The sequence below is a fragment of the Burkholderia sp. JPY481 genome (genome assembly GCF_038900515.1).
GTDB classification, from domain to species: Bacteria; Pseudomonadota; Gammaproteobacteria; order Burkholderiales; family Burkholderiaceae; genus Paraburkholderia; species Paraburkholderia youngii.
This window is the reverse complement of the sequence record NZ_JAYMRT010000028.1, coordinates 1-22,867: the sequence shown is the minus strand read 5'-3', so window position 1 is coordinate 22,867 and position 22,867 is coordinate 1. Positions and strand designations below refer to the sequence as shown.

At 63.9% G+C, this 22,867-nt stretch carries 21 protein-coding genes and 1 pseudogene; 15 read left to right on the top strand and 7 right to left on the bottom strand.

Going from position 1 to position 22,867, the window contains the following annotated elements:
- The first annotated feature begins 9 nt into the window (after window positions 1–9).
- Complete coding sequence (locus tag VSR82_RS35285; RefSeq protein ID WP_368583547.1) at window positions 10–273, top strand: hypothetical protein; 264 nt, start codon at window positions 10–12, stop codon at window positions 271–273.
- A 12-nt stretch (window positions 274–285) separates the two neighbouring features.
- Here the strand turns inward: VSR82_RS35285 and ampC are convergent, their stop codons facing one another.
- Window positions 286–1,467 carry a class C beta-lactamase gene (gene ampC / locus VSR82_RS35280; protein ID WP_429455457.1) on the bottom strand — a complete coding sequence of 394 codons (1,182 nt, stop codon included), beginning with the start codon at window positions 1,465–1,467 and terminating at the stop codon, window positions 286–288.
- A 278-nt stretch (window positions 1,468–1,745) separates the two neighbouring features.
- On the opposite strand from ampC, the gene fdhA reads away from it, so the two are divergent.
- Window positions 1,746–2,945 (top strand): formaldehyde dehydrogenase, glutathione-independent, encoded by a 1,200-nt coding sequence (gene fdhA, locus VSR82_RS35275; protein ID WP_368583549.1) that lies wholly within the window; start codon window positions 1,746–1,748, stop codon window positions 2,943–2,945.
- A 115-nt stretch (window positions 2,946–3,060) separates the two neighbouring features.
- Here the strand turns inward: fdhA and VSR82_RS35270 are convergent, their stop codons facing one another.
- Window positions 3,061–4,056, bottom strand: a complete 996-nt coding sequence (locus VSR82_RS35270) for a GlxA family transcriptional regulator (RefSeq protein WP_429455458.1) — start codon at window positions 4,054–4,056, stop codon at window positions 3,061–3,063.
- Window positions 4,057–4,132: 76 nt separating this feature from the next.
- Window positions 4,133–4,393 (bottom strand): hypothetical protein, encoded by a 261-nt coding sequence (locus tag VSR82_RS35265; RefSeq protein ID WP_429455459.1) that lies wholly within the window; start codon window positions 4,391–4,393, stop codon window positions 4,133–4,135.
- Window positions 4,394–4,475: 82 nt separating this feature from the next.
- Here VSR82_RS35265 and VSR82_RS35260 point away from each other — a divergent pair, with 82 nt between their 5' ends.
- From VSR82_RS35260 to VSR82_RS35215, 10 genes are all read left to right on the top strand, one after another.
- Window positions 4,476–5,750, top strand: a complete 1,275-nt coding sequence (locus tag VSR82_RS35260; protein ID WP_410851101.1) for a serine hydroxymethyltransferase — start codon at window positions 4,476–4,478, stop codon at window positions 5,748–5,750.
- A gap of 18 nt (window positions 5,751–5,768) precedes the next feature.
- The gene (locus VSR82_RS35255; protein ID WP_429455460.1) at window positions 5,769–6,740 is read left to right on the top strand and encodes a dipeptidase; all 972 of its coding nucleotides are present in this window, start codon (window positions 5,769–5,771) and stop codon (window positions 6,738–6,740) included.
- Window positions 6,741–6,775: 35 nt separating this feature from the next.
- Window positions 6,776–7,315 (top strand): DUF5943 domain-containing protein, encoded by a 540-nt coding sequence (locus tag VSR82_RS35250; RefSeq protein WP_410851099.1) that lies wholly within the window; start codon window positions 6,776–6,778, stop codon window positions 7,313–7,315.
- A 25-nt stretch (window positions 7,316–7,340) separates the two neighbouring features.
- Window positions 7,341–9,404 carry an oxidoreductase gene (locus VSR82_RS35245; RefSeq protein WP_410851098.1) on the top strand — a complete coding sequence of 688 codons (2,064 nt, stop codon included), beginning with the start codon at window positions 7,341–7,343 and terminating at the stop codon, window positions 9,402–9,404.
- Between the two features lie 2 nt (window positions 9,405–9,406).
- Window positions 9,407–11,332, top strand: coding sequence for a (Fe-S)-binding protein (locus VSR82_RS35240; RefSeq protein ID WP_429455461.1), 1,926 nt, complete (start codon window positions 9,407–9,409; stop codon window positions 11,330–11,332).
- A 7-nt stretch (window positions 11,333–11,339) separates the two neighbouring features.
- Window positions 11,340–12,527 carry an electron transfer flavoprotein subunit alpha/FixB family protein gene (locus VSR82_RS35235; protein WP_429455462.1) on the top strand — a complete coding sequence of 396 codons (1,188 nt, stop codon included), beginning with the start codon at window positions 11,340–11,342 and terminating at the stop codon, window positions 12,525–12,527.
- Complete coding sequence (locus VSR82_RS35230) at window positions 12,524–13,300, top strand: electron transfer flavoprotein subunit beta/FixA family protein (RefSeq protein ID WP_429455463.1); 777 nt, start codon at window positions 12,524–12,526, stop codon at window positions 13,298–13,300. Before VSR82_RS35235 ends, VSR82_RS35230 begins: the two co-directional genes overlap by 4 nt.
- Before the next feature lie 78 nt (window positions 13,301–13,378).
- A complete protein-coding gene (locus tag VSR82_RS35225; RefSeq protein ID WP_410851095.1) occupies window positions 13,379–14,665 on the top strand; it encodes an aromatic ring-hydroxylating oxygenase subunit alpha in 1,287 nt (428 codons plus the stop codon).
- Between the two features lie 34 nt (window positions 14,666–14,699).
- Window positions 14,700–15,890 carry an FAD-binding oxidoreductase gene (locus VSR82_RS35220; protein ID WP_429455464.1) on the top strand — a complete coding sequence of 397 codons (1,191 nt, stop codon included), beginning with the start codon at window positions 14,700–14,702 and terminating at the stop codon, window positions 15,888–15,890.
- Window positions 15,891–16,072: 182 nt separating this feature from the next.
- Complete coding sequence (locus tag VSR82_RS35215) at window positions 16,073–16,930, top strand: glycine betaine ABC transporter substrate-binding protein (RefSeq protein WP_368583560.1); 858 nt, start codon at window positions 16,073–16,075, stop codon at window positions 16,928–16,930.
- Between the two features lie 58 nt (window positions 16,931–16,988).
- On the opposite strand, the gene purU is transcribed toward VSR82_RS35215, so the two are convergent.
- Window positions 16,989–17,864, bottom strand: a complete 876-nt coding sequence (purU, locus tag VSR82_RS35210) for a formyltetrahydrofolate deformylase (protein ID WP_429455465.1) — start codon at window positions 17,862–17,864, stop codon at window positions 16,989–16,991.
- Between the two features lie 136 nt (window positions 17,865–18,000).
- On the bottom strand, window positions 18,001–18,915 hold the full coding sequence (locus tag VSR82_RS35205) for a LysR family transcriptional regulator (protein ID WP_429455466.1): 915 nt from the start codon (window positions 18,913–18,915) through the stop codon (window positions 18,001–18,003).
- A 109-nt stretch (window positions 18,916–19,024) separates the two neighbouring features.
- Here VSR82_RS35205 and VSR82_RS35200 point away from each other — a divergent pair, with 109 nt between their 5' ends.
- Together VSR82_RS35200 and VSR82_RS35195 are read left to right on the top strand one after the other, a co-directional pair.
- Window positions 19,025–19,666: a glutathione S-transferase family protein gene (locus tag VSR82_RS35200; protein ID WP_429455467.1), complete on the top strand. Its 642-nt coding sequence runs from the start codon at window positions 19,025–19,027 to the stop codon at window positions 19,664–19,666.
- Between the two features lie 43 nt (window positions 19,667–19,709).
- Window positions 19,710–20,666, top strand: a pseudogene (locus VSR82_RS35195) (pyridoxamine 5'-phosphate oxidase family protein); the annotation flags it as partial.
- 70 nt (window positions 20,667–20,736) lie between these two features.
- On the opposite strand, the gene VSR82_RS35190 reads toward VSR82_RS35195, so the two are convergent.
- On the bottom strand, window positions 20,737–21,141 hold the full coding sequence (locus VSR82_RS35190) for a helix-turn-helix domain-containing protein (RefSeq protein ID WP_176105912.1): 405 nt from the start codon (window positions 21,139–21,141) through the stop codon (window positions 20,737–20,739).
- Window positions 21,142–21,854: 713 nt separating this feature from the next.
- Here VSR82_RS35190 and VSR82_RS35185 point away from each other — a divergent pair.
- Complete coding sequence (locus VSR82_RS35185; protein ID WP_368583564.1) at window positions 21,855–22,277, top strand: hypothetical protein; 423 nt, start codon at window positions 21,855–21,857, stop codon at window positions 22,275–22,277.
- A gap of 298 nt (window positions 22,278–22,575) precedes the next feature.
- Here the strand turns inward: VSR82_RS35185 and VSR82_RS35180 are convergent.
- A partial coding sequence (locus VSR82_RS35180) for a hypothetical protein (RefSeq protein ID WP_498858514.1) occupies window positions 22,576–22,867 on the bottom strand: 292 nt, incomplete at its 5' end.

Here is a 22,867-nt window from a genome sequence, read left to right as displayed (position 1 = left end):
TCTTTCGCCATGACGTCGACACGTGTCGCCACCGCGCGTCTTACGGCGCTTGCGTGCGATGAGCGCGATGCCGGCGCCGCGCTCGCGCTGCTCGATCAGAGTATCGCGCTGCGTCATCGGCGCATTGCGCTGATCCGCTATCTGCTCGCGCGGGAGCTGGGCGCGCCGCTCGAAGCGCGGCATCACGCGTACGTCGAAAAAATCGCGGCCCGTCTGAGCGCGGATGCGCTCGCGCGCATCGCCAGTGCCGCGCGTGCGCGACTGCGGAGTTAGACACACGGCGTCTCAGTGCTTGCCGCCATCCAGCGCAGAGAGGATTTGATGCGCGGCGCTCACGCGTGCCTCGTTCGGAAAATTGCGGTTCGCGAGCATCACGATCCCGAGGCGCTTTTGCGGCACGAACGCGACATACGCGCCGAAGCCGTTGGTCGATCCGGTCTTGTTGATCCAGACATTTTGCTGCGGCGGCAGCGGCGGTTCGATTGCGGTCGACGGCGTTCCATTGAGAACCATCTGCAGCGAATTGCCGGCCAGCAAGGTCGGCAATTCGACCGGATACGGGTACTGCTCCCAGATCAGATCCTGAGTCAGCACGCCGGCCTGGAAGTAGCCGGTATGCGTATCCGTGATCGCACGCTGGAACTGGCTGTCGAGCGGAATCAGGTTCATGTTCGCCTGCACGAAGCGCAGCATGTCGGCGGCGGTCGACTTGACGCCGTACGCTTCGGCGGAAATCACGCCGCCCGTCATGCGGATCGGCGCACCGTCTTTCGCATAGCCCTGCGCGTAGTCCGGCATTTTCGCGGCGGGGACGTCGATGTAAGTGCTCTTCATGCCGAGCGCCGGAAACACGCGTTGCTGCATCAGGGCGGTGAAGTCCTGCCCCATGGTCTTCGCGGTGATCAGGCCCAGCGTGCCGATGCCGGGATTCGAGTAGGTGCGGAACGTGCCGGGCGGATGAGCGGGCTGCCAGTCGTGGAAGTACTGCAGCAATTGCGTGTCGTTATGGATGTCGTCGGGCACCTGGAGCGGCAGACCGCCGGGCGTGTGCGTGCCGAGGTTCAGCAGGCTGACTTTGCCGAACGGCCGGCCGCGCAGCGTCGGCAGATAGCGCTCCGTGCCGTCCGCCAACGACAGCTTGCCGTCGAGCTGCGCGTACGACGCGAGCGTCGCCGTGAAGGTCTTGCTGACCGAGCCGAGTTCGAACAGCGTGTCGCGCGTGACCGGCTTGCCGGTTTGGGTCGATGCGACGCCGTAGTTGTACACGTAGGGCTTGCCGTCGTCGATCACGCCGACCGCCATGCCGGCGATATGGTACTTCGCCATCAGCGGCCGGATCGCCGCATCGACGGTGGCTTGGAGTTGCGCGGCGGCGGGCTCGGCCGCGTGAGCGGCGGGTGAGATCGCGCACAGCGTGAACAGCGCGAACGTCGCGGTTGTTATCAGTTTGAGCGCTCGGGTCTTCATTGCAAACGGGTCCTCGGTCGGGGAGTGTGAGTCGGCGGATCGGCGATTCGGCTGAGGCAGCACTATCGGGCTTTTGCGAAACGCTGGCAAACGAGGATATGTTGCGCGGGGATAAAGAAAAAGTTGTGGGCCGCAACGCGAGCGATGCCGGCGTTGTCGGTTGTGGCCAAACGCGTGTCGGGTTCGGCACAGGTGCCGCCGCGGACGGCCGCTACGCTGGTGAAACGGCGCGCCATGCAGCGTGCGGGCGCGCCGCTCACGAACATGGAGACGAGACAATGAGCAGCAATCGCGGCGTCGTGTATCTGGGGCAGGGCAAGGTCGAAGTGCAGTCGATCGACTATCCGAAGATGGTCGATCCACGCGGCCGTTCGATCGGCCATGGCGTAATCCTGAAGGTGGTGAGCACGAATATCTGCGGCTCCGATCAGCACATGGTGCGTGGCCGCACGACCGCCGAGGTCGGCCTGGTACTCGGGCACGAGATTACCGGCGAAGTGATCGAGGTAGGGCGCGACGTCGAAACGCTGAGCGTCGGCGATCTGGTGTCGGTGCCGTTCAACGTGGCCTGCGGACGCTGCCCGACCTGCAAGGCGCAGCATACCGGCGTGTGCCTGAATGTGAATCCGTCGCGCGCGGGCGGCGCGTATGGCTATGTCGACATGGGCGGATGGATAGGCGGCCAGGCCGAATACGTGCTGGTGCCTTACGCGGACTTCAACCTGCTGAAATTCCCGGACCGCGCGCAGGCGATGGCGAAGATCCGCGACCTGACCTGCCTGTCCGACATTCTGCCGACCGGCTATCACGGCGCGGTGATGGCCGGCGTGAAGCCCGGCGCGACTGTCTATATCGCGGGCGCGGGACCGGTCGGCATGGCGGCGGCCGCGTCCGCGCGCCTGCTGGGCGCAGCGTGCACGATCGTCGGCGACATGAACGAAGCGCGCCTCGCGCATGCGCGCAAGATGGGCTTCCAGACCATCAATCTGTCGAAGGACGCGACGCTCGGCGAACAGATCGAGCAGATCCTCGGCAAGCCCGAAGTGGATTGCGCGGTGGACTGCGTCGGCTTCGAAGCGCACGGTCATGGCAGCAGCGGCTCACACGAGGAAGCCCCGGCCACGGTGCTCAATTCGCTGATGGAAATCACCCGCGCGGCCGGCGCGATCGGCATTCCCGGCCTCTACGTGACCGATGATCCGGGCTCGACCGATGCCGCCGCACGAAAGGGCAGCCTCAGTTTGCGTTTCGGCCTGGGCTGGGCCAAGTCGCATTCGTTCCACACCGGGCAGACGCCGGTCATGAAGTACAACCGCAATCTGATGCAGGCGATCCTGTGGGATCGTTTGCCGATCGCCGATATCGTCAACGTGACGGTGGTATCGCTCGACGATGCGCCCGAGGGCTACCGGCAATTCGACGGCGGGGCGCCGAAGAAGTTTGTGATCGACCCGCATGGGCTTTTGAAGGCGGCTTGAGGTTCGCTAGCCGCGAGCGTGCCGCGACAGCGCTGGGTGGGCTGCTGGTCCACGCAGCGCGTCGTCTTTATGCATGCGCTGAACGGAGACACCGTTCAGCGCGTATTTTCATCGATCAAGCCGCCAGCACGGGCGCACTGGACAGCGAGGGCACCTGGCTGCGGCGTTCGCGCGTCGGCGCGGTGCCGAACGCATCGCGGTAGCTCTTCGAGAAGTGGCAAGCCGACTGGAAGCCGCACGCCATCGTGATGTTCATGATCGACATGTCGGTCTGCAACAGCAGCTCGCGTGCGCGCCGCAGGCGCAGCGTCAGGTAGTAATGCGTCGGCGTCATGCCCAGGTGCTCGCGGAACAGCCGTTGCAACTGCCGTTGCGACATGCCGGCGAGCCGCGCGAGCTCCTCGCGCGACAGCGGCTCCTCGATGTTGTTCTCCATCAGCGAGATCACCTCGAACAGCGACTTGTTGGCCGAGCCGAGCCGCGCGACCAGCGGCATCTTTTGCTGCGCGCTGGTGTCGCGCACGTGTTCGACGATGAACTGCTCGGCGATCTGCGTGACGCGCGCGGTACCGACGCGCGGCGAAATCAGATTCAGCATCATGTCGAGCGGCGCGACGCCGCCGGTGCAGGTCACCCGATCCCGATCGATCACGAACAGCTCTTTCAGAAAGCGCGTGTCGGGAAACTCCTCCTTCAGCGCCGACATGTTTTCCCAATGAATCGCGCACGCATAACCGGCCAGCAGACCGGCGCGCGCGAGCGCATAGGTGCCCGTGCACAGACTGCCCAGCACGCAGCCCATGCGCACGAAACGGCGCAGCGCGGACAGATGCTCGGCGGTGGTGGAGCGCTGCACGTCGATGCCGCCGACCACGAACACGATATCGGGTTGCCCGACGCATTCGACCGGACCGGTATCGACGGAAAGCCCGTTGCTCGCCATGACCGGCCCGCCGGCCGGACTCACGATCGACCAGCGGTAAAGCGTCTGGCCCGTCAGGTAGTTCGCCATGCGTAGCACTTCGATCGCGTTGGTGAACGCGATCATCGTGAAGTTGGGAACCGGCATAAATGCGAAATGCGACAACGATGCCGTGCGATCGGTGGACATGGGAACGGGGAATCCTGATGTAATTTTCGCGTCGCCGTGGGGAAGGCGACTATCTCAATTCTGAGTAGCAGGGCAACTACCATGCCATCAGGCTAAACCCTTGGATGCTCCGCACAAAGCCTGGAATGGCTAAGCAATCCACTGATGAAATCGCTTCCAGGCGGCACCAGAACGGCGCCGCGACGGCATACGGCGCACCCGAACGGCGCAGCAAGTCTGCGTTGTAGTGCAGCCCCACGCGGGCGGACTGCGCCGACTTGTCGAAAAAGGACGCGCATGGCGGAAAAGGCAAAGAACGCGTCTGAATTCGTAAATCGACGCGCGGGCCGACCGTCAAGAATAGATCCAAGGCAAAGCGGCGGCGCGACCCCGCCGGCAACCCGCAACGGCCTCCCCGTCAACGTTCTTACGGACCTTCCATGTCGAACCCGAATCCCTTCTTCGAAGACTCGCTACCGGCGCGCGATCCGGCAGTGCGCGGCGCCATTCTGAAAGAGCTCGAGCGTCAGCAGTCGCAAGTCGAGCTGATCGCGTCGGAAAACATCGTGTCGCGCGCGGTGCTCGACGCGCAGGGCTCGGTGCTGACCAACAAGTACGCGGAAGGGTACCCGGGCAAGCGCTACTACGGCGGCTGCGAATACGTCGACGAGATCGAGACGCTAGCGCTCGATCGTATCAAGCGGCTTTTCGACGCGAAGTTCGCCAACGTGCAGCCGCATTCCGGTGCGCAGGCGAACGGCGCGGTGATGCTCGCCCTGACGAAGCCGGGCGATACGGTGCTCGGCATGTCGCTGGACGCGGGCGGGCATCTGACGCACGGCGCGAAGCCCGCGTTGTCGGGCAAGTGGTTCAACGCGGTGCAGTACGGCGTGCGGCGCGACACGATGCTGATCGACTACGAGCAGATCGACGAACTAGCGCAACAGCACAAACCGACGCTGCTGATCGCTGGCTTCTCCGCCTATCCGCGCGCGCTCGACTTCGCACGGCTGCGCGCGATCGCCGACGGCGTCGGTGCGAAGCTGATGGTGGACATGGCGCATATCGCGGGCGTGATCGCGGCCGGCCGTCATGACAATCCGGTCCCGCATGCGCACGTGGTCACGTCGACCACCCACAAGACCTTGCGCGGTCCGCGCGGCGGCTTCGTGTTGACCAACGACGAAGAGATCGCGAAGAAGATCAACTCCGCCGTGTTCCCCGGCTTGCAGGGCGGCCCGCTGATGCACGTGATCGCCGGCAAGGCGGTCGCGTTCGGCGAGGCGCTGCAGCCGGGCTTCAAAACCTACATCGACAGCGTGCTCGCGAACGCGCGGGCGCTCGGCGACGTGCTGAAAGCGGGCGGCGTCGATCTGGTGACGGGCGGCACCGACAACCATCTGCTGCTGGTCGATCTGCGGCCGAAGGGGCTCAAGGGCAATCAGGTCGAGCAGGCGCTGGAGCGCGCAGGCATCACCTGCAACAAGAACGGCATTCCGTTCGACACGGAGAAGCCGACGGTCACGTCCGGCATTCGCCTCGGCACGCCGGCGGGCACGACGCGCGGCTTCGGCGTCAGCGAGTTTCGCGACGTCGGGCGTCTGATCGTCGAGGTGCTCGATGCGCTGCGGGCGTCCCCCGAAGGCGACGCCGCCACCGAACAACGCGTGCGCCGCGAGATTTTCGCGCTGTGCGACCGCTTCCCCATTTACTGATTACGCGCGGAGCAAACGATGAGTCAATTGCACGAAAACAGCATCATCATCGACGGGCTGAACATTTCGAAGTTCGAGCGCTCGGTGTTCGAAGACATGCGCAAAGGCGGCGTCACCGCCGTGAACTGCACGGTGTCGGTCTGGGAAAGCTTTCAGAAGACCGTCGACAACATCGCCGAAATGAAGCAGCAGATCCGCCAGTACAGCGAGATCCTCACGCTGGTGCGCACCACCGACGACATTTTCCGCGCGAAGAAAGAGAACAAGACCGGCATCATCTTCGGCTTCCAGAACGCGCATGCGTTCGAGGACAACCTCGGCTATATCGAAGCGTTCAAGGATCTCGGCGTCAACGTGGTGCAGCTTTGCTACAACACGCAGAACCTCGTCGGTACCGGCTGCTACGAGCGCGACGGCGGTCTGTCGGGTTACGGGCGCGAAGTGATTCAGGAGATGAACCGCGTCGGCATCATGGTCGATCTGTCGCATGTGGGCGGCAAGACTTCGTCGGAGGCGATCGCGGCGTCGAAGAAGCCGGTCTGCTATTCGCATTGCTGCCCGTCCGGGCTCAAGGAGCACCCGCGCAACAAGACCGACGAGCAACTGAAGGAGATCGCCGATGCGGGCGGCTTCGTCGGCGTGACGATGTTCGCGCCGTTCCTGAAGCGCGGCCCCGATGCGACCGTCGAAGACTACATCGAGGCGATCGACTACGTGGTGAATCTGATCGGCGAGGACCAGGTAGGAATCGGCACGGACTTCACACAGGGCTACAGCACCGAGTTCTTCGACTGGATCACGCACGACAAGGGCCGTTATCGCCAGTTGACGAACTTCGGCAAGGTCGTGAATCCGGAAGGCATTCGCACGATCGGCGAGTTTCCGAACCTGACCGCCGCGATGGAACGCGCCGGCTGGAGCGAGACGCGCATCCGCAAGATCATGGGCGAGAACTGGGTACGGGTGTTCGGCGAAGTCTGGAAGGTGTGAGCCTTTTTACAGCGGATAGAAACGGAGTTCCCCACATGCAACCTCAACTGCCCATCGATGTGAATCCGGACACCGGCGTCTGGACCACGGACGCGCTGCCGATGCTCTACGTGCCGCGTCATTTCTTCACCAACAACCACGTCGCCGTCGAGGAAGCGCTCGGCCGCGACACGTACGCCGAGATTCTCTACAAGGCCGGCTACAAGTCCGCCTATTTCTGGTGCGAGAAGGAAGCGAAACAGCACGGCCTCACCGGCATGGCGGTATTCGAGCACTACCTGAACCGTCTGTCGCAGCGCGGCTGGGGCCTGTTCAGGATCATCGAAGCCGATCCGGCGAACTCGCATGCGCGGATCGAACTGCGGCACTCGTCGTTCGTGCTCGCGCAACCGGGCAAGACCGGCAAGCTCTGCTACATGTTCGCCGGCTGGTTCGCGGGCGCGATGGACTGGGTCAACGACACCGTGCCCGACGGCGCGCGCAAGGGTCCGCCGTCGCAATCGAAAGAAGCACGCTGTGCGGCGGAAGGACACGAACACTGCGTGTTCGAAGTGTCGCCGCTGGCATCAATCTAATCCGAGCATTCCGAGGTCGACCGCGATGCGTTACCCGAACCTTTTCAAGCCGCTCACGTTGAACAAGCTGACGCTTCGCAATCGCATCGTCAGTACCGCGCACGCGGAGGTCTATGCGGAACCGGGCGGTCTGCCCGGCGACCGTTATATCCGCTACTACGAGGAAAAGGCCAAGGGCGGCGTCGGACTCGCCGTGTGCGGCGGGTCGAGCCCGGTGTCGATCGACAGCCCGCAAGGCTGGTGGAAGTCGGTGAATCTCGCGACCGACAAGATCGTCGATCCGCTCGCACGGCTCGCCGAAGCGATGCACACGCATGGCGCGAAGATCATGATTCAGGCCACGCACATGGGACGCCGTTCGGCGTTTCACGGCGAGCACTGGCCGCATCTGATGTCGCCGTCCGGTGTGCGCGAGCCGGTGCATCGCGGCAATGCGAAGATCATCGAGGTCGAGGAGATTCGCCGCATCATCGGCGACTTCGCGGCGGCGGCGAAGCGCGTGAAGGATGCGGGCATGGACGGCATCGAAATCTCGGCCGCGCACCAGCATCTGATCGATCAGTTCTGGAGCCCCCGCACCAACTTCCGTACCGACGAATGGGGCGGCTCGCTCGAAAACCGGCTGCGTTTCGGCGTCGAAGTGTTGCAGGCGGTGCGCGCCGCGGTGGGCGCCGACTTCTGCGTCGGCCTGCGCATGTGCGGCGACGAATTCCATGAAGACGGGCTCGATCACGAACAGCTGAAGGAAATCGCCCAGGCAATGAGCGAGAGCGGCCTGATCGACTATCTCGGCGTGATCGGTTCGGGCGCCGACACCCATAACACGCTCGCCAACTGCATGCCGCCGATGGCGCTGCCGCCCGAGCCGTTCGTGCATCTGGCGGCCGGCATCAAGCAGGTCGTCAAGGTGCCGGTGATGCACGCGCAAAGCATTCGCGACGCGGGCCAGGCCGAGCGGCTGCTGGCGAGCGGCATGGTCGATCTGGTCGGCATGACGCGCGCGCAGATCGCCGATCCGCATATGGTCATCAAGATCCGCGATGGCCGCGAGGACGAAATCAAGCAGTGCGTCGGCGCGAACTACTGCATCGACCGTCAGTACAACGGGCTCGACGTGCTGTGCGTGCAAAACGCCGCGACCTCACGCGAAGCGACGATGCCGCACGTGATCGTGAAGTCGCGCGGGCCGAAGCGCAAGGTCGTCGTGGTCGGCGCGGGACCGGCGGGGCTCGAAGCGGCGCGCGTCGCGAAGTCGCGCGGTCACGACGTGGTGCTGTTCGAGAAGAACGATCACGTGGGCGGCCAGATCATGCTGGCGGCGAAAGCGCCGCAGCGCGAGCAGATGGCGGGCATCGTGCGCTGGTTCGACATGGAGACGAAGCGCCTCGGCGTGGACCGCCGCCTCGGTGTCGCCGCCGATGAGCGGACCATCATGGCCGAGAAGCCCGACATCGTCGTGCTCGCCACCGGCGGTTCGGCGTTCACGTCGCAGGTCGCGGCATGGGGTGTCGACGCGGGGCTCGCGGTCAGTTCGTGGGACGTGCTGGCCGGCAAGGTCGAGCCGGGCAAAAACGTGCTCGTGTACGACGGCGTCAGCACGCATGCGGGCGCGGGCGTCGCTGATTTCATCGCGAGCCGTGGCGGGAACGTGGAGATCGTCACGCCCGACGTGAAGGTTGCCGACGACGTCGGCGGCACCACGTTCCCGATCTTCTATCGCCGGCTGTACGCACAAGGCGTGATCCATACGCCCAATTACTGGCTCGACAAGGTGTATGAGGAGGACGGCAAGAAGATCGCCGTGATCCGCAACGAGTACACCGAGGAGCAGGAAGAACGCGCGGTCGATCAGGTGGTGATCGAAAACGGCAGTACGCCGAACGACCAGCTTTACTGGAAGCTGAAGCCTGAATCGCTCAATCGCGGCCAGGTCGACGTGCACAAGCTGTTCGCGTCCGAACCGCAGCCGTGTCTGGACGAAGAACTCGGCAACGGCCGCTTCCTGCTGTTCCGGGTCGGCGACTGCATCTCGATGCACAACATTCACGGCGCGATCTACGACGCGCTGCGCCTTTGCAAGGATTTCTGACGATGAGCCCCGTGTTTGTCATCACCGTCCTGCTGTGGGTGTCGGTGGCCGGTCTCGCGTTCGCGCTGGCACGCCGCGCCGCCTACTGGCGCGAGGGCCGCGCGACCGTCGCGGGCGCCTACGGCTGGGCCAATCTGCTCGCGATCCCGAAGCGCTACTTCGTCGACCTGCATCATGTGGTTGCGCGCGATCCGTACATCGCCCGCACGCACGTTGCGACGGCGGGCGGAGCGATCCTCGCGATGGCGCTCGTGTTCGTCAACTACGGCTTCGCGATCTACTCGCCGTGGCTCGACAAGCTGATCTTCGTCGCCGCGCTGGCGATGCTGATCGGCACGGTGTTCGTCTGGCGCCGCCGGCATGGCGCGAAAGCAGTGCCGGCGCGGCTCTCGCGGGGACCGTGGGATCAGTTGCCGTTGCTGCTGGGTTCGTTCGCGCTCGGTCTCGCCTTGTTCATCGCATTGCCCGCGACGGCGATGTCTGGTGCTCTTGCTGTGATCGTCGCGCTGCTGATCGCGGCGGGCGCGTTCACGATGACGTTCGGCGCGGCGCGCGGCGGTCCGATGAAGCATGCGTTGGCCGGGTTGCTCCACCTCGCGTTTCATCCGCGTCAGGAGCGCTTTGCCGATGCGGCCGCGGCGCGTAACGCTCCCGACGCGGTGCCGCCCACGGCATTGAAAATGCCGCTGCTCGACGCGAAGGAATACGGGGTCGGCAAGCCGGTCGAATTCCGCTGGAACCAGTTGCTGAGCTTCGATGCCTGCGTGCAATGCGGTAAATGCGAAGCGGCGTGCCCCGCGTTCGCGGCGGGACAGCCGTTGAACCCGAAGAAGCTGATTCAGGATCTGGTGACCGGCATGGTCGGCGGCACCGACGCGCAGTACGCGGGCAGCCCGACGCCCGGCATTCCGGTCGGCAAGCATGGGGGCGCGCCGGGCAAGCCGCTGATCTCGTCGCTGATCGAAGCCGACACGCTGTGGTCGTGCACGACCTGCCGCGCCTGCGTGCAGGAGTGCCCGATGCTGATCGAGCACGTCGACGCGATCGTGGACATGCGCCGCAACCAGACGCTCGTCGAGGGCAGCGTGCCGGGCAAAGGGCCGGCGACGCTCGCGAATCTGCGCGAGACCGGCAGCAGCAACGGCTACGACATCGGTGCGCGTTACGACTGGGCCGTCGATCTGCAGGTGCAGGTCGCGCAGCCTGGCCGTCATATGGACGTGCTGCTGATCGCCGGCGAAGGCGCGTTCGACATGCGCTATCAGCGCACGCTGCGCGCGCTGGTCAAGGTGCTGAACCGCGCCGGCGTCGATTACGCGGTGCTGGGCGGCGTCGAAACCGATACCGGCGACACAGCGCGGCGTCTGGGCGACGAAGCGACGTTCCAGCAACTGGCTCGTACGCTGATCGGCACGCTCTCGCAGTACTCGTTCGCGCGCATCGTCACCGCCGATCCGCATGTGCTGCATAGCCTGCGCAACGAGTATCGCGCGCTCGGCGGCTTCTACCAGGTGCAGCATCACACGGCGCTGATCGACGAACTGATCGCGAGCGGCAAGCTGTCGCCGCGCGCGGCCGCCGCCGTGACGGAGCGCAACATCACGTATCACGACCCGTGCTATCTGGGCCGTTACAACGGTGAGACGGAAGCGCCGCGCCGTGTGCTGAAGAGCATCGGCATCAAGGTGGTCGAGATGGAGCGGCACGGGATGCGCGGACGCTGCTGCGGTGGCGGCGGTGGCGCACCGTTGACCGATATTCCCGGCAAACGGCGGATTCCCGATATCCGTATCGATGACGCGCGCGCGAGCGGCGCGGAGATCGTCGCGGTCGGCTGCCCGAATTGCACGGCGATGCTCGAAGGGGTAGTGGGGCCGCGCCCGGAAGTGCTGGACGTGGCCGAACTGGTCGCCGCGGCGCTGGAGTAACGCGATGATGAATACGCTCAAACGAATCGATCCGCGCCGGCCGTTCACGGTGACGGCACACGGACTCAAGCGCATCACGCTCGGCGCAATTGGCGTGACGGCTGCCGGCGGCAGTGCGTCGTTAGCTGATGCGCGTCATGCCGCGCATCGCGAGCAGCCGAAGCCGCGCCGCACGACGGCCACGCCGCACCATGTGCTGCTGGTAGCGGCGCACGCGGATCGCGGCGCGCTCGATGAACATGCGCGGCAAACGCTCGCCGCCGCGGCGCTGATCGCGGACTTGCAAACCGAAGTCGCGCTGCTGGTGTTCGGCGAATTTACCGGCGATGCCGCCGCGCTCGGCGCCGACAAACTGATCGAATTGCCGATGTTCGATCGCCGCACGTACGCGCCGGACGATGAGCTGAATGCGCTGGCGGCCTGCGTCGCCGCATACGCGCCGGCCCATGTCTTCCTGCCCGACAACGCGACCGGCGACGGCGACCTGGGCCGCCGTTATGCGTCGGTGGCCGATGCGAGCGTCGCGACGCACGTCGTCGAGATCGATGCGGCGCACGTGTCCACCTATATCCGCGCGAATACGGCGCTAGCCAGCCGCGCGCTGCCCGAAGTCGTGCTGCTCGCGCCGAATGCGGTCGACCCGAAGCTGCCGTTCGTCGGCGCGGGCGAACGGGTCGCGTGGCGCTTCGACCGGGAAGCGGATCGCCCGCTCGTGCAACGCGCAATACGCGATCTCGGCATCGACGAAATCGACGCAGCGCAGGTCGCGTTGGAAGAAGCGGACTTCATCGTATCTGCGGGCAATGGCGTGAGCGACGTAGCCGCGTTCGAGCGGCTCGCGACGACCCTCGGCGCGGCGATCGGCGCGAGCCGGGTCGCCGTCGACGACGGCAAGTTCACGCGCGACAAGCAGATCGGCGCGACCGGCAAGACCGTCGAGGCGAGCGTGTATATCGCGTTCGGTATCTCCGGCGCTGTGCAGCATCTTCAGGGCATCAAGGATTGCCGCCATGTGATCGCGGTGAACCTCGACGCGAGCGCGCCGATCGCCAAGCGCGCGAATCTGACCGTGATCGCGGACGCGCAGGAAACCATCGCGGCGCTCAACGAAGCGGCGGCCGCGGCGCGCGGCGCGCGTGCGACGTCGGCCGCACTGCTGCAACCGGGCAAGCTTGCCGAAGGAGTGCTCGCATGAAGATCGCCGTATTGGTTTCAATCGGACGTCATCCGGTTAGCGGCGTCGCGCGCTACAGCCGCAACGATGCGGCGGCGTTGGCGCTGGCGCTGTCGCTCGCGAGAACGCATGGCGCGACGCTCGACGTGCTGCATGCGGGCGATCCGTCGAACGCCGCACTGAACGAATATCTGGCGCTCGGCGCGCGTTCGGTCGAAGTGCTGGAGATGCCACCCGACGCCGATCCGGCGCCGCAACTCGCCGCGCGTTTGCGTGGCTACGAACTGGTTCTCACCGGCACGCGCGCCGAAGGCGGCTTCGATAGCGGCATGCTGCCGTATCGCGTCGCGCATGCGCTGGCGGTACCGCTCGTCGGCGCCGCCGTGGATCTGGCTGTGCGCGACGGTTGTGCGCAAGTCCGGCAGTTCATGCCGAAGGGCCTGCGACGGCGCGTCGAAGTGCGACTGCCCGCGTTGATCGCCGTGCATCCGCTCGCGAACGCCGCGACCTCGTACGCGTATGCGCGGCTGCGCGAAGGCAGGATCGAGCGCACCGCCGCGGTCGGCGGCGCCGCGCCGCACGGCACCACTCCCGAACAGTCCGCATGGACGATCGGCCCCGCCTCGAAACCGGTGCGACTCGCCGCCGCCGAAAAGCGCTCGGGCCATGCCCGCATGCTGTCGGCGACGACGACCGAGAGCCGCGGCGGCAGCGTCGTAATTGAAGGGAGTTCCGTCGAAAAAGCACAAGTGATCCTCGCGTATTTGCGCGAGCATCAACTGGTGGATTACTGAACTGAATTCCGGCTCGGGCCAGCATGCGACCAGGAGGGCCTGGCGCGGCGCCAGACGTGACACGCAACGGAGCACACAATGAAAGTTTCCGCAGACGTTCGCGCAATGATCGAACGCCGCAAGCAGAATTACACGCTGGAAGCGCCGTTCTATACGAGCGAAGAAATATTCGCGCTCGATCTCGACGCGATTTTCCGCCAGCACTGGATTCAGGTCGCGGTCGAGCCTGACGTGCCCGAGCCGGGCGACTATGTGACGGTCGAGATCGGCAACGACTCGATCCTGATCGTGCGCGACGACGACATGCAGGTGCGCGCGTTTCATAACGTCTGCCGCCATCGCGGCGCGCGTCTGTGCAATACCGGCAAGGGCTCGCTCGGCAATATCGTCTGTCCGTATCACAGCTGGACGTATAGCCTCAATGGCGACCTGATGTTCGCCGAGCACATGGGCGAACAGTTCGACCGCTGCAAACATAGCCTGAAGGCGGTGCATGTCGAAAATCTCGCCGGGCTGATTTTCATCTGTCTCGCCGAGCAGCCGCCCGCCGATTTTTCAGTGATGCGCGCCGCGATGGAGCCGTATCTGTTGCCGCACGATCTGGCCGGCTGCAAGATCGCCGCGTCGATCGACATCATCGAAGAGGGCAACTGGAAGCTGACGATGGAGAACAATCGCGAGTGCTATCACTGCGTCGCGAACCATCCGGAGCTGACCATCTCGCTGTACGAATACGGTTTCGGTTATCAGCGCACGCCGGCGAACGAAGAGGGCATGGCCGCGTTCGAGGCGACGGTCGCGCGCCGCACCGCGCAGTGGGAGGCGATGCAGTTGCCATCGGCGGAAATCGAGCGGCTCGCCGATCTGGTCACCGGGTTTCGCACGCAACGTCTGCCGCTCGATCGCGACGGCGAATCGCAGACGCTCGACGCGAAGGTCGCCTCGAAGAAACTGCTCGGCGGTTTCAAGGAGGCCGACCTCGGCGGCCTGTCGTTCTGGACCCAGCCGAATTCGTGGCATCACTTCATGAGCGACCATATCGTCAGTTTCTCGGTGATTCCGCTGTCGGCCGGCAAGACGCTGGTGCGCACCAAATGGCTCGTGCACAAGGACGCGCGCGAAGGCATCGATTACGACGTCGACAATCTGACCGCCGTGTGGCGAGCGACCAACGACCAGGATCGCGCGCTCGTCGAATATTCGCAGCGCGGCGCGACGAGCAGCGCGTATGAGCCGGGTCCGTATTCGCCGTTCACCGAAGGACTCGTCGAAAAGTTCTGCGAATGGTATATCGGCCGTCTCGCGGATTACGACGCGAACCCGCGAGCAGCGCACGACGAGAAAGTCGTGTCGTTCGCGCGCTGAGTGCAACACCGCAATGACGAGCGGGGGGACAACCATGATGCGCGATCAGGCCATGTTTCAAGCGGACATCGAGCAGACTTCACAGAATCCAGCCGGCGCGCTGAGCCGTGTGACGCAGCCGCGCTTCTGGGACGCGCTGCCGGCGCGCTGGAGCAGTGATTCCGACGACACGCTGGAGTGCTGCCAGGTCCGCAGCGAAACGCACGACGTGAAGAGCTTCTTCTTCCGCGCGCCATCCGGCCGGGCGTTCGTGTTCGAGCCGGGGCAATTCATCACGCTGGAGCTGGAGATCGACGGCGAGCGGATCAATCGCTGCTATACGATCTCGTCGCCGCCCACGCGACCGCATACGATTTCGATCACCGTCAAGCGCGTGCCGGGCGGCCCGGTGTCCAACTGGCTGCACGACCATCTGCATGCGGGCATGCAGGTACGGGTGCTGGGGCCTGCCGGCGAATTCACCTGCGCGCGGCATCCGGCGCGCAAGTTCCTGTTTTTGTCGGCGGGCTCGGGCATCACGCCGCTGATGTCGATGAGCCGTACGCATCATGAACTCGGCGAGGACAGCGATATCGTCTTCGTGCATAGCGCGCGCACGCCGGACGACATCATCTTCGCGCGCGAACTCGATCTGATCGCCGCAAATCAGGCGCATTTCCGCACCGCGTTCGTCTGCGAGCGCGTGGGCGCGCGCACCAATTGGCCCGGCATCACCGGCTTTCTGACGCTGCCGCTGCTGAAACTGATTGCGCCGGATTTTCAGGAGCGCGAAATCTTCACCTGCGGCCCCGCGCCTTATATGCAGGCGGTGCGCAATCTGCTCGACGAAGGCGGCTTCGATCGCCGGCACTATCACGAGGAAAGCTTCTCGTTCGAGACCGTCAGCGAGGTGGCCGCGCCATTGGCCGAAGCGCATGCCGCCGACGAGCTGCGCGATGCGCCGGCGCCAGTCGAAACCGAAACGCGCTACAAGGTGAGCTTTACGCGCAGTCATCGCGAGATCGAGTGCGGCGCTGGCCAGCACGTGCTCGAAGCGGCGAAGCAGGCGGGCGTGCGGCTGCCGGCGTCGTGCACGCAAGGCATGTGCGGCACCTGCAAGGTCAAGCTCGTGTCGGGCGAAGTGGCGATGAAGCACGCAGGCGGTATCCGTCAGCGCGAGATCGATCAGGGCATGGTGCTGCTGTGCTGTAGCAAGCCGCTGAGCGATCTCGTCGTCGACAAGTAATACGACTGATAACACCACAAGAAACAGCAAACACTGCGCGGATGTGCGTGGAAGTCGCATGCGGACAACTGCATGTCGCAAAACAACACTACCTGGCAATTCTGGCTGGCGATTCTAAATGCGCGATCTGCGGTTCGATGGCAAACGCGTCAATTGGCAAATGTATCAACGGGAGAACGTCGATGAGACTGATCGGAAAGATAGTGGTGGCAAGCGCGTTGGGGGTGATGCTGGCGGCGGTCAGTGCGGGCGTGTCGGCCGATTCGAAGCCGACCATCAAGATCGGTTACGTGGAGGGCTGGGACGATAGCGTTGCGACGTCGAACGTGGCCGCCGAGGTGATCCAAAAACGCCTCGGTTATCAGGTGCAACTGGTGCCGGTGGCGGCCGGTGTGATGTGGCAGGGCGTGGCGCGCGGCGATCTCGACGCGACGCTGTCCGCGTGGCTGCCGGTCACGCACGGCGCGTACTGGAACAACTTCAAGGACAAGGTGGTCGACCTCGGGGCGAACTTCAACGACGCGAAGATCGGGCTGATCGTGCCGGACAACGTGGACGTGAAGAGCGTCGGCGATCTGCAGGCGAAGAAGGCGGAATTCGGCGCGCGCATCGTCGGCATCGACGCTGGAGCTGGCGTGATGCAGAAAACCAGCGAGGCGATCAAGGCCTATGGGCTCGACTATCAGCTGATGCCGAGTTCCGGCAGCGCGATGACCGCCGAACTGGCGCGCTCGGAGGCGGCCAGCAAGCCGATCATCGTGACCGGCTGGAAGCCGCACTGGATGTTCGCGAAGTACAAGCTGAAATTCCTCGACGATCCGAAGAAGGTGTTCGGTGAAGCGGAGCACGTCGATACGGTGGTGAATCCCGAGCTCGAGAAAAAAGCGCCGACGGTGGTCGCGTTCCTGAAGAAGTTCCAATGGAAGCCGGGCGAGATCGACACGGTGATGCTGGCCACGCAGAATGGTGAAAAGCCGACTGCGGCGGCCGACGCGTGGATCAGCGCGCATTCGGACCGCGTGGATAGCTGGGTGAAGTAAGTCGGCAAGCGCCGGCTCGGCCTGATGAAAACGCCGCTTTTCAGCGGCGTTTTTCTGTTTACCGCAGCACGACGGTGCGCTCGCCGTTGATGAACACGCGCCTCTCCACGAACGCCTTCACCGCGCGCGCGAGCGTGATGCATTCGACGTCGCGTCCGGACGTCAGCAGCCGTTCGGGGCTGTACGAATGATCGACCGGTTCGACTCCCTGCTCGATGATCGGACCTTCGTCGAGATCGTCGGTAACGAAATGGGCGGTGGCGCCGATCACCTTGACGCCGCGCGCATGGGCCTGATGATACGGTTTCGCCCCCTTGAACCCCGGCAGGAACGAATGATGGATATTGATCGCGCGCCCGGCGAGCGCGCGGCTCGTTTCGGCGGACAGGATCTGCATGTAGCGCGCGAGAATCAGCAGCTCGGCGCCGGACGAGTCGAACAGCTCGAGCAGTTGCGCTTCCTGTTGCGGCTTCGTGTCGGCGGTGATCGGCAGATGACGGAACGGCAGGCCGTGCTGCCGCGCGAGCGGTTCGAGATCGCGATGATTCGAGCCGATGCCGACGATGTCCATTTTCAGCTCGCCCATGCGCCAGCGAAACAGCAGATCGGCGAGGCAGTGTTCGAGCTTCGACACCATGATCATGACCTTCGGCCGGACCGACAGATCGTGGATCGCCCACGTCATCCGGAAGCGTTCGGCGATCGGCGCGAATTCCTGCTTCAGCGTGGCGATCTGCAACGCGTCGTCGCGATCGACGTGGTGAAACACACAGCGCACGAAAAAGCGCTCGCTGAGTTCGTCGTCGAAAACGGTGAGTTCGTCGACATAGCAACGATGCCGTTCGAGAAAGCCGGCGACGGCGGCAACCTGGCCCGCCGCGCTCGGACACGCGACGGTAAGGACCCTTTGAGCAGGACGGGAAATGGCGGACATGAGCTCTCCACATTGACGATCAGCCGCGGCCGCGGGGCGCGGCGCGCATCGTCGCAGTAGAGCAAATCGGGCGATCGCGGGGATAGAAGCTAACCGCCGTTGCGCTGGAATGGGAACGCCAGGAGGATCTGCCGCGCTAGTCCGCGGGGTCCGCAGCGAGCCTTCGCTTCAGCGTATCGATCAATGCGCGCACTTTCGCCGGCGGGTGACTCGTCGGCGGAAACACGGCCTGGATGCTCGCCGGCGCGGTTGCCCATTCGGGCAGCAGCCGGATCAGCCGTCCCGCCGCGACGTCGTCCGCGATCGAAAAATCCGTCAGCAGACCGATGCCGCCGCCCGCGAGCGTCGCCGCGCGGCAGGCATCGGCCGTGTTGACACGCAGAGCGGACTCACAGCGCACGCTCGCGGTTCTACCGTCGGCGTGGCGCAGATCGAGCGTCAACGGATGCGGCAGCACCGACAACGCGCAATAGGGCAGAGTCTCCAAAGCGGCCGGCGTATTCGGCACGCCCCACGTGTGCAGGAACTCGGGACTCGCGACGAGCCACTTGACGAAGCTGCCGAGCTTCACCGCGCGATAGTTCGAATCCGCGAGACGACCAAGCCGGATCGCGACGTCGATGCCATCGGCAATCAGATCGACGTAGCGGTCACTGCTCAGCAGCTCGACGTCGAGTTGCGCGTGGGTGCGGCGCAATTCGACCAGCGCGGGCGTGACGACGAGCGCGCCGTAGTCGTTCGGCGCACTGACGCGCAGCGTGCCGCGCACCGGCGACGTTTCTCCGCCGAGCGCGTTCAACGCGTCCTCGGTGGCGCGCAGTATCTTCACGCTCGCCTCGTAGAACGTGCGGCCCGCCTCGGTGACGCCGAGCCGCCGCGTGGTGCGCACCAGCAGGCTCGCGCCGACCTCAGCCTCGAGCCGCTGCATGTGCGTGCTGACCATCGTCTTCGCGAGTCCGAGCCGCGTCGCGGCGGCGCTCAGCGAGCCCGCGTCGATGACCGCGACGAAGATCGCGAGGCGGTTCAGGTTCACGTTGCGCACATCGGCCATGATCGATTGTCCATTCTCGCTTGACTGTGTTTCCCGGATTATCGGGCTTCCGCGCGGTAGTGCCTACGCCCTATGCTGGGCGTGTCATTCAACCTCTCCGGAGACCTCCATGTCCGCCACCCGACCCGCCCAGCCTATCAAGCTGTATACGACACGGCTGTCAGGCCACGGTCATCGCGTGAAGCTGTTTCTGTCGCTGCTCGATCTGCCGTTCGAGGTGATCGTGTTGGACATGAAAGCGGGCGAGAACCGCAAGCCCGCGTACCTCGCGCTGAACCCGTTCGGTCAGGTGCCGACGATTCAGGACGGCGACCTGACGCTGTTCGACTCGAACGCGATTCTCGTTTATCTGGCGAAGCGCTATGGCGACGCGTCGTGGCTGCCCAACGATCCAATCGGCGCCGCAGCGGTGCAGCGCTGGCTGTCGCTCGCGGCAGGCCAGATCGCATACGGGCCGTGCGCGGCGCGGCTCGTTACCGTATTCGGCGCGCCGCTCGACCACGAGCGTGCTAAGCAGATCGCCGTCAAGCTGTTCGACGTGATCGACGAGGAGCTTGCCGGCAAGCCGTTCGTGGCTGGCACCCACGTCACGATCGCCGATATCGCCGCGCACACGTATATCGCTCACGCACCCGAAGGCGGCGTGTCGTTGCAGCCGTATCCGAACATTCGTGCGTGGCTGGGTCGCGTGGAAGCATTGCCGCGTTTCATCGCGATGCCGTCGACGAAGGCGGGTTTGCTGGCGGCGTGATACGCGTTCAGAGCCGCTTCAGATCTTGCAAGGGAGTCAGATCATGTCCGAGTTCGTTCCGCTCAATAACTGGGGAGCCGACGTGTCGCCGTTTCATGCCGGCGAGCAGGATGCGCAGCAGCGCGCGGGTGTGCGCGACGTGGCGGAGTCGATGGGGCGTCGGGGCATTCGCCGTTTCATGCCGGAGCAGCATCGCGAGTTCTTTGCCGCGCAGCCGTTGCTCGTGATCGGCGGCGTCGATGCGAGCGGTCAGCCGTGGGCGACGCTACGCGCGAGTTCGCCGGGCTTCGTCACGTCACCGGATGCGCGCACGCTGCGCATCGAAGGCGGCGCATTGGCTGGCGATCCGCTCGCCGCGGCGTGGCGCGAAGGGGCGCAGCTCGGCGCGCTGGGCATCGAGCCGCGCACGCGGCGCCGCAACCGGGTGAATGGCGTCGTACGGTCCGTGCAGGGCGACGCGTTGCAGGTCGAAGTCACGCAGAGTTTCGGCAATTGCCCGAAGTACATCCAGAGCCGTACGCCGTCTTTCATCGAGCGGGACCCGGCCGCGACGGGCGTGCAGCCCGAGATCTCCACCCACCTGGACAGTGCCGACCGCGAATTGCTCGCGAGCGCGGACACGTTCTTTATCGCCAGTGCGAATCTGAGCGAGGAAGCGGGGGTGGGGAAGGGTGTAGACGTTTCGCATCGCGGCGGCGCACCGGGCTTCGTGCGCGTGGACGACGCAAACACGCTGACCACGCCCGACTACAGCGGCAACCGCTTCTTCAACACGATAGGCAACCTCGTGCACGATCCGCGCGCGGGCCTGCTGTTCATCGACTTCGCAACCGGCGATCTGCTTTATCTGGCGGTGCGAGCGGAGATCGTCTGGGACGGCGACGAACTCGCGGCATTTGCGGGCGCGCAGCGGCTCGTGCGGTTCCATGTGGACGAAGTCCGGCGCAGCCGCGGCGCGTTGCCGTTCCAATGGTCGCAGGTCGAATTCGCGCCGCAGTTTTTGCCAAAGGTTCGAGAAAGCGCCTGAGCCGATGCGAACGCGCGTGCGTTAGCGTGGTGCGGCCGCCGTTTTAGTGTGCATTTCGGCCGAGCCGGTAAGACACGCCGAGTCTGGTGGCCAGTTGCCATACATAGACCCGCGAGTAAGAGATGCCGAACTGACGGCTTATCAGCTCGCGCATGCGCGCATTGCTCCAGCCATCGGAGTCGAACCCATAGTCGCGCGGCGAGGCCCTCAGCGCCTCGGCCAACCAGTCCAGATCCGCCACCGCGAGTGCGGAATGGCGCCCGCCGACGCTCATGTTTCTGAGCGCGTCGAGCCCGCCTTGCTCCAATAGCTTGCGGTATCGCTCGACGGTCGTCTTTGCCATTCCCATCTGTTTCGCGACCTCGGCCGCAGCGATGCCGTCGAGCAGTTTCTTGCCCGCCGTGAGACGTCGTGCGACGGTCGGTAAATCGTCATTCGGTCGATGCATTGAAGAACTCCGCCGTTGGGTCGCTGACCGGACTGCAATCGGTTGCTGGTGTAGACAGAGAAGAGGGCACGCCCACTTACAGATAATCGAAAAGTCGCCCGCTGTGTCTAAAAGAATAAAAAATCAATCGCGTCTTTCCTCTGATAGAAAACGACGTAATCGTCGAGTAAGACGTCCGCACTATCTTTTTCTTTCTACAACCGTAAAGATCTTCCTTGCGATTGAATTTCACGTTTGCTAACCTGATTGAACTGATTTAAAGAAAAGATCAATCTGGCTGGGCTCGCGCCGATAGCCGCCAAATACCGCCAAGCCGCACAGAGCTTGGCGTCTGGGGCTTGATAGTGGGCGCGGCAGGTCGGAAGACAGAATCGTTTGAATGCGTGGATTTCTGTTTTGCGAATGCAATTCGAATGCATTTTTCGATGCAGGGTCGCATTCGCTTGAAATCTGCGAAAAATGGGTTCTGAAGATTGAAAACCGTTTCGCGGCGCTTTTCCAGGCGGACTATAGGAAAACGGGACATTCGCGCAGAGTATCGCTGTGAATCCCGACTCCGGTAACCATCTGCTTAATTTGACTGCGTCGCTCAATACCCGGAAATACTTTCCCCCGGGCACTTTCTGACTCGATACGCATAAAACGATCAAAGGTGACAGCAGCGCTCTCATCGGTGCCATTGGGCACTGCAAGCAGGTGGTAAGGAGAATGACATGAACACTGATAGGACCCGCGATATTGCCGCGATGCTATTGCGTGCCGCCAGGCGCAAGAGACTCGTGTCTTATCAGGAACTGCACGCTCTTTTCGGTCGCGACGAACCGTTGCAAAGCCGTTATCGCGCGTTGGCGGACGCGGCGCGCTCGCTGAGCGATTGCGCGTCGCTCGACTACGGCTGCCTGATGAGCCTTGATAACGGCCTGCCGGGGGATGACTTCTTTAATCGTTTCAGGCACGACAGGCCGGGTGAATACGAAAAGGTGATGGGCTTCGGATCGGCGGGACGCTCGACGACCAAGAAACGACTGATTGCGGATGCCGAGCGTCTACGGGTGTTCGAACATGCATCGAAGACCGAGGCAAACGGCAACGCGGCGAACGCGTTGTGTCCGTGCGCCGCGTCGAAATGCACGTAGCGCATGCGCAGTCTTCTGGCGCGAGGAGACGCTCGCCGGGCGGGAGAAAATGCGAAACGTCTCTGAGCCACAAGCCAATAGACAACGATAAAAAATCCGCTTGAGCTGCGATAGCGGTATTCGCGTTAGCTGGAAAGCTTATTCCTCAAGGGCACAAAGAAAGATTTAGCAATTGTCTAATTGCGGCATATCGCGCGCATGGAAGCACCCGATCCGAGTGGAGGGTCGTAATTCGTGAAGGATCTGATTGAGGGCGCGGAAAGTTGACATTGAATTGTCGAGCCAGCTTTGTTGACGATCACTGAATCGTCCAGCATCCGGGCGTCGATTGCGGTACGACGGAGACTCGCGCTTTGGACAGCTCGCTATCGTGATTGGGCATCGTCGGTGTCCCGTGGTGGCTGTCTTCGACAAATACGGCATTTGACATAATATAAATTATCAACAAAAATTCGAATTTGGAGATGTGGGGGCTTTTTAGTAATGTCCGATTCTGGCTCATTAGAAATGTCCGATTCGCACCCTCAGGGCGCACGCTGTCGCGAAGCGTCACCAGGGGTGAATCATGAACGGGCGTGGACTGATCACGG